Origin of the sequence: Mesorhizobium sp. (assembly GCF_005063415.1) — a bacterium.
GTDB lineage: Bacteria > Pseudomonadota > Alphaproteobacteria > Rhizobiales > Rhizobiaceae > Mesorhizobium.
Window position 1 is genome coordinate 43086 of the sequence record NZ_SUEG01000031.1, and the last position, 4079, is coordinate 47164.

Here is a 4079-nt window from a genome sequence, read left to right on the forward strand (position 1 = left end):
CTTCACCCGCCGGTGGCGATGGTCAGCACCTTGAACGGCGTGGTGATGACGATTTCGGCGACCGAGCCGACGGCCTTGCCGAGGCCCTGGCCGAGATTGTCGAGTTGGGCCGGCGCGGTTTCTTCGGAGGCAAGGCCGGCCGGGGCGCGCAGGCGGTCGCCGAGCAGCTGCACCAGGAACGGGTTGTCGGCGAACTTGGCGTGGTTCAGCCGGTCGCCGCCCTTGGTCTTGGTCAGGTCGACCACCGAGACGCCGTAGCTTGCGAGGTCGGCTGCGTCGCCATAGTCGCCGACGCGCGGCTTGTCGCCGGAGATCAGGGTCGACAGCCTGAGCGCCCGGTCGTCGCCCGAAAGCAGCACGGCGAACGGCTTGTCGGGCTTGCCGTAGCGGATCATCTGCTTCTTGAACACGTCGACGTCGATGTCGGGCGAAGCCAGGATGACGTAGCCGAGCTTGCCGCCGAGCTCGCGGTCGCCGGTGATGGCAAGCTGGCGCAACGCTTCCATGGTCACCCAGGTTCCCATCGAATGGGCAATGATGTCGATGCTCTTGGCGCGGCTCTTGGCGAGCATGCGCAGCGTCGCTTCGAGATCGTCGCGCGCCGCATTGGCGCTTTCCTTGTCGTAGATGTAGCCGGTCGTCTTGCCGCTCGATGCCCACGAAAACAGCACGCGGTCGCCGCGCATCGCGATATCGGCGCCGACCGCCTTGGCGAATTGCGGCGCACCTTCGTAGAAGGTGACGCCGGTCGCCGTGAAATCCTTCGCCGGATTGCTGTTGGCCGAGCCCTTGACCCGCTCGATGGCGCCGAGCTGGTGGATTTTGGGCACCGTCACCTCGACGCTGGCAAAGCTGGTGGTCGGCGAGCGGTCGCCGTCGAACACCTGCCGGGGCTCCTTCGTTGCCTTTTGCCGGGTCGTGGCGACGAAGATCTTGTGCGTCGCCGCGATGTCGGCAGCAGGCACGGTGATCGTCGTCTTGTTGAGCAGGTCGTGCGTGTTCTGGCCGGCGCAGCCGGCAACCGCGAGCGCGAACGCAACGACGAGAAGGATCTTCGAAGGCACGGTCACGCGGGCTCCCGCAAAGGCGACGTCGAGCCGGAGACGTCTTGGCCTATTCGATAGAGGCAGAGGCCGGTACGGTCCAGTTCAAACTGTTCCGATGGTGCGGCAATGATCAACAACGACTGCTGCGCAATGCAGCTATTGTCCGACCGAGGCGATCCGGTCGGTCACCTCGCGGTCGCTGGCAAACCCGTCATCCTCGCGCAGCTTCTGGCCGATCAACTGCACCAATTCCGGATTGTCGGCGAATTTGGTGTGGTTGAAGCGGTCGGCTCCCTTGACGCTGGAGAGATCGACGACCGACACGCCATAGCTGGCGAGGTCGGCGGCGTTCTTGTAGTCGCCGACGCGCGGCCGCGCACCGGCGATCAGGCCCGATAACCTGAGCGCCCGGTCGTCGTCGGAGAGCAGCAGGATAAACGGCTTGTCCGGCTTGCCGTAGCGGCGCATCTGACTCTTGAATACGTCGACGTCGATGTCGGGCGAGGCCAGCACGACGTCGCCGAGCTTGCCGCCGAGATCGCGGTCACCGGTGATGGCGAGCTGGCGCAGCGCCTCCATGGTAACCCAGGTTCCCAGCGAATGGGCGACGATGTCGATGCGCCGCGCGCCGGTCTGCGCCAGCATTCTCAGCGTCACTTCGAGCTGGTCGCGGGCAACGCTGGCGCTTTCCTTGTCGTAGACGTAGTCGGTGGTCTTGGCGCCCGACGCCCAGGAAAACAGCACCGGTGTGCCCGGATAGCCGGAATCATGGGTGATCTGGGTGACGCGGTAGACCGCGTCGTCGAAGCCGGTGTTGTAGCCGTGGACGAAGACCATGACGCGGCCGCCGCGCGCCGCGATGTCGGCACTGAGCGCACTGGAGAATTTCGGCTGGGTGTCGTAGCCGACGACCTCGGAAGCCATGAAGTATTTAGCCGGATCGTCCGACTTGCCGCGCGAGCGTCGCTCGATCTGGCCTGTCTTGTGGATACCGGGGACGGTGACGTTGACGCGGGCATAGTTCAGCGTCGCCGAGCGCTCGCCGTCGAAGACCTTGTTGGGATCGTCGGAGCGCTTGCGCGTGGTGGCGATGAAGATCGAGTGATTGCCGGCGATTTCCGTCACCGGCACCGCCATCATGGCGCTGCCGAGCAGTTCCTCGGTTTGGCGGCCGCCGCAGCCGGCGAGCAGCGCGGCAAGGACAATGATGCAAATCGTCTTCAAGGGCACTTAAGCAATTCCACTCCGGCCTAACCAAAGGCCCATCCACCTCCGCCGCACCTCCCGGACAGGCGAAGTGCGGCAGAAGTAAGTCGCAGGCGCTGAAATGCGCTCAGCGCCTCGCGACTGCCATCGCAGTGTTGCGCGAAAGCCAGAACGGCGGCAGGAAGGCCGGAATGTTGGAAAACGGCAGCACTTCCGACTTCAGCCTTATGCCGAGCACGTCGGTCATGAAGGCACGGCGCGCCTCGATGCGGCGCCAGGCTTCGGGATAGCGCGCTGCGATCTCTTCGCGCAGCGCCTCGTCGGCCAGCGCGATGCCGTCCTCGATGTTTGTGGTGAAGTAATCGGTGCCGGTCGCCGGGATGATGTCGACCTGCAAGGCCATGCCCGACTTCAATCTGATGTCGGAACGGGAAAATACCGGCGAATGCATCCATTCGTCGATATGGATAAGATGGCCAGGATTGAGCGACACGCCAAAGGACGGATCGCCGATGCGCTCGTGCACCGCTTGCCACAACGCGCCGCCGGGAACGCCGATGCCGACCATCTCGTACCAGTCGACGACGGCGCAGAAATAGGGCGCGACCAGTTTCTCGACATAGTCCTGGATGCCCCTTGGAAGCTCGGCCGCATATTCGACCAGAAACCCGGCGCGGGCGTTGAGCGAGCCGTGGATGCCGTAAGCCATGGTGATCGGGTCGCCGCGTTTGATGACGTCAAGACGCGGGCTTGGCAGGCCATAGGGCGCCCGCTTGCCGGCCGACAGCATCGGGTGGCAGCATTGCGGCAGGCCGTTGATGCCCATCAGCCGCGCCGCCTGCAATTCGGTCATGCCGGGTTCGATGCCTTGCAGGACGTTGCGCAGGCCTTGCGAGGAATAGGTCGCGGCAAATTCGAAGGATGCCAGCTGGTCGGCCTCATTGATGGCGCGCAGGCCGTCGGCGGGGTTCATCAAAAGGTTAGCCGCGTTGACGATCACGCCCCTATCGCCGGCAAGGCTGCGCAACGTGTCGGCGATGAAGGACGGCAGGTCGAGCGTCGTTTCGCCAAAACCGGCATCGCGGGGGCCGAACGGCTTCCAGCCGATGGCGCCGATGCGCTGGCCGGCCTTCAGGCCGCAATCGACGAGGATGTCGGCCAGCGCCTGCGAGCGGTCGCGCGGCTGCGCCGGCAGCGAAAACGTCTGGTAGAGCACGCGCTCGTACGGCCCGTCGCAGATCTCGGCATAGCCCCAGCCCTCATTGCCGACCAGCAGTTTCGGCGGCTTGCCGGGAACGATGACCAGCAGCGTCTCCTCGAAGCGCGGATCGTAGCCGCAGAGATAGGCGACATTGGCCGCATGTTCGCGGTCGCCATACACGACGAAGGCATCGAACCCGCCGCGCGCGACCAGTGCCGCTATGCGAGCCTCATAGGTGGCGCGCGTAACCAGCGGCATCACCGTCGGCTCGCCGAACTCCGGCAGCGAAACGGTTTTCTGGGCCACCGATGCGACAGGCATGAACAGACGCTCCTAACGGCCAACGAAGTTTTGGGAACACCCTTTCGGGGTGGCCGGACAATGGCTTCGCGAGACCGGATATGCAATAGCGGGACCGAATTCGGCTAGCCTGTGGGGTGCTCTTGCCATGACCAGTTTCTCCTCTCACGTCGCTGCCGCCGCTGCCGCGATCCGCGAGATCTTTCCGGAAACGCCGCTGCAGGAAAACGACTATCTGTCGAAGAAGACCGGCGCGCGGGTGCTGCTGAAGCGCGAGGACCTAACGCCGGTGCGATCCTACAAGATCCGCGGCGCCTTCAACTTCT

Annotated in this window: 4 protein-coding genes; 1 reads left to right on the forward strand and 3 read right to left on the reverse strand. The window is 64.6% G+C overall.

All coding sequences use genetic code 11. The annotated features are described in order from the left end of the window. Positions 1-2 precede the first annotated feature (2 nt). The 3 genes from E5W70_RS11375 to E5W70_RS11385 form a co-directional block, all read right to left on the reverse strand. Entirely contained in the window at positions 3-1070 is a 1068-nt protein-coding gene (locus tag E5W70_RS11375) for an alpha/beta hydrolase (RefSeq protein WP_292657766.1), read from the reverse strand. A gap of 132 nt (positions 1071-1202) precedes the next feature. Further along, a complete protein-coding gene (locus E5W70_RS11380) occupies positions 1203-2276 on the reverse strand; it encodes an alpha/beta hydrolase (protein ID WP_292657769.1) in 1074 nt (357 codons plus the stop codon). Between the two features lie 103 nt (positions 2277-2379). Next, positions 2380-3774 carry an aminopeptidase P family N-terminal domain-containing protein gene (locus E5W70_RS11385; protein ID WP_292657772.1) on the reverse strand — a complete coding sequence of 465 codons (1395 nt, stop codon included), beginning with the start codon at positions 3772-3774 and terminating at the stop codon, positions 2380-2382. 127 nt (positions 3775-3901) lie between these two features. Between E5W70_RS11385 and E5W70_RS11390 the strand changes: the two genes are divergently transcribed. After that, the coding region (locus E5W70_RS11390; protein ID WP_366509691.1) for a pyridoxal-phosphate dependent enzyme at positions 3902-4079 on the forward strand (178 nt) is incomplete at its 3' end.

Coding starts and splice junctions, on each gene's coding strand:
- E5W70_RS11385 (WP_292657772.1), bottom strand. CDS start 3,774: ATGCCTGTCGCATCGGTGGCCCAGAAAACCGTTTCGCTGCCGGAGTTC.